The following is a 2,651-nucleotide window of genomic DNA, read 5'->3' as shown; positions in this document are numbered from 1 at the left end:
GGCCCTGACCGCTGCGCGCTGCCGCGCCGGCCAGCCGCTCCAGCAGCGGGCTGGCCGGCAGCGGCTCGGCGCCTGCGAAGGCGCAGCGCAGCAGCGTCAGCACCGGCGCGCGCAGCAGCTGCGCGAAACTGAAGCCCTCGGCCTCGCGGCGTTCGGCCAGGCTGGGCAGGCCCAGGGCCGCCGCGTCGGCATCGGCCAGCAGACCCGCTTGCGGGTTCACCGGCCCCAGTGTGGCGGCGTCCGCGCCAGGCAGCACGACGGCGCCGAAGGGCCGAAGCATGGCCCGCGCCAACGGCGTGATGACAACCTCGACCGCACCCGCTTCTTCGGTCGGCTCGAACTGCGCCGCCTCCAGCGTGTCGTCCACCCAGGCCAGGAACTCGTCGGGCCGCAGCCGCGTCTGCGCCAGAGCCGCCTCGTGGGCGCTGCCGGCCCAGGGGTTGCGCGAAATCCACAGCGTTTCCAGCAGGGCCTCGCCGCCCTCGACCTCGGCCAGCGGCGTCAGCCCGCTCAGCGCCTGGCTCAATGCAGCGAGCCAGCCACCCAGCGTGCGCGCGCCGCCGGCCAGCGGCTCCAGTTGGCGCCGAGCCCGCTGCCAGGCCGCACCGACGGCCGGCGGCAACGTCGCCGCATCGAGCTGGGCGGCCTGGCGCCAGCCGAAGCGGCGGCAGCGCGACTCCAGGCCGGACAGGCCTTCGGCATCCCAACCCGTGGCCAGCGCGGACTTCAGCCAGGCCAGCCAGTCGTCCACTGCGCCACCAGCCAGGGCGGSGCGCAGCAGGGCCATCAATGCGGCGGCGGCGGGCGTGGTCGCGAGCGTCCAACCGGTCTCGTCATGCATCGGCACGCCCTGGCGCGCCAGCAGCGCCCGTACGCGGCGGATGACGACGCGGTCTTGCGCAAGCAAGGCCACCGGCCGCCRGCCCGCGTTGAGGTGCTGGACGACGGCCGTGGCGGTCTGCTGGGCGAGCGTCTCGAAGTCCGGCGCGACGGCTTCCTCCACTCGCGCGGCGGGCGTGAAACCGGCCCAGGCCTGATCGAGGTCCAGGTCGGCGTTCAGGCACAGCGCTGGCACGTCGCCCGCCAGCAGCGCCTGGGCCAGCGGGTCGGGCCCGCCGGCGCGCAGCCAGATCCAGGCGCTGGGGCGCAGCGCGAACAGCGTGTCGGTGGGCGGGCGGCGCTCGTCAGAGGCCACCCAGGCCAGCGCGACCTGAGCCAGTGCGCGCTCCAGCAGGCCGGGGCCGGCGTCCAGGGCTGCAAGCCGTTGCCGGGCGGTGTCCATGAACGCAAGGCGCTCAATCGGCGGCACCTGGGCGGCCGCGCGGGCCAGCGCGTGGGCGGTGTCGACGAGCCGGGCGAGCGCCACACGGTAGTCGCGCGGGCTGCTGCGCTTGAGGGGCTGGACCCAGCTCTGCTCGGCCAGCAGCCGGTCGGCGGTGAAGGCGTCGATGGCGGCGTCGCCGGAGAGCTGGTCAGGCGCGGCCAATGACGTGGGGCCCAGCGCCGAAGCCAGGCTGCGGCTGGTCGTGATGCGAGGCTGCCAGCCGCCGTGGGCGAGCCAGGCGCGGCGCGCCGGCGCGATCTGCTGGGCGAAAGGCAGCAGCAGCACGGCATCGCGCACGGCCGCGCCTCGCCCTTCCAGCCAGTCGGCACTGACGGCCGCGACGCGGCGCCAGAAGGCTTCGTTGTCCTCGCCAGGCGCCAGGCCCAGATTCAAAGCTTGCTGCACYTGTAAAGCAGGCCTCCCGCCCGCATGTTTGCCACCGTTTCGGTCACCCTCGCGACCGTCCGGACAAAAGTGGCTATGTCACAATCATTTTGCCTATTCGGACGGCGCCCACTGCGGCGACCGCCAACCCTTTGAGGCCAAGGAACCCTCCCATGAGCAGCGAATTGATCAAGCATGTTTCCGACGCGTCCTTCGACGCCGACGTCATCCAGTCGGGCAAGCCCGTGCTGGTGGACTATTGGGCCGAGTGGTGCGGCCCCTGCAAGATGATCGCGCCCATCCTGGACGAGGTCGCCACCGGCTACGGTGACAAGCTGCAGATCGCCAAGATGAACGTCGACGAGAACCGCGAAGTGCCGGCCAAATTCGGTATCCGTGGCATTCCGACACTGATGCTTTTCAAGGACGGCCAGCTCGCCGCGACCAAGGTCGGTGCCCTCTCCAAGGCCCAGTTGACGGCCTTCCTCGACGCGAACCTATAATCGCGTCCAACTGCTGCAGTGTTGCCGGCGCTCTCCGCGCGGTCACTGCAGCAGCCAAAGCCAACACGCCCCGGGTTCCTGGATACGAATTCAGCACCCAGCCAGCGTGGACTCGGCTCCCCCTCCCACCACTGAGTCAGTTGTCGAATCTGCGTCGCTCGCCGTTTGAGCGGTAGCCATTCGATCCTTTTCTGGGGCGGCCGTGGAATCGCCGTTGCGCCTTGGCTGGCGCTGCGGCCCCTGACGGGTATTCACCCATGCATCTTTCCGAACTCAAAGCGCTCCACGTTTCCGCCCTCATCGAGATGGGCGAGGCGCTGGAGATCGACAACGTCACGCGCCTGCGCAAGCAGGAGCTGATGTTCGCCATCATGAAGAAGCGCGCCAAGGCTGGCGAGCAGGTCTTCGGCGATGGCGTGCTCGAAGTGCTCCCCGACGGC

At 70.8% G+C, this 2,651-nt stretch carries 2 protein-coding genes and 1 pseudogene; 2 read left to right on the top strand and 1 reads right to left on the bottom strand.

Translation table 11 applies throughout. The annotated features are described in order from the left end of the window. Positions 1-1,717, bottom strand: a pseudogene (locus AC1DU6_RS26645) (hypothetical protein); the annotation flags it as partial. Positions 1,718-1,881: 164 nt separating this feature from the next. On the opposite strand from AC1DU6_RS26645, the gene trxA reads away from it, so the two are divergent. Further along, on the top strand, positions 1,882-2,211 hold the full coding sequence (gene trxA, locus AC1DU6_RS26640; protein WP_056195487.1) for a thioredoxin TrxA: 330 nt from the start codon (positions 1,882-1,884) through the stop codon (positions 2,209-2,211). A gap of 257 nt (positions 2,212-2,468) precedes the next feature. Then, a partial coding sequence (locus tag AC1DU6_RS26635) for a Rho termination factor N-terminal domain-containing protein (RefSeq protein WP_477860801.1) occupies positions 2,469-2,651 on the top strand: 183 nt, incomplete at its 3' end.

It is taken from the genome of Roseateles sp. P5_B10, from assembly GCF_056400485.1.
Note: the sequence above shows the minus strand (reverse complement) of the source record. Positions and strands in the feature narration are given on the sequence as shown.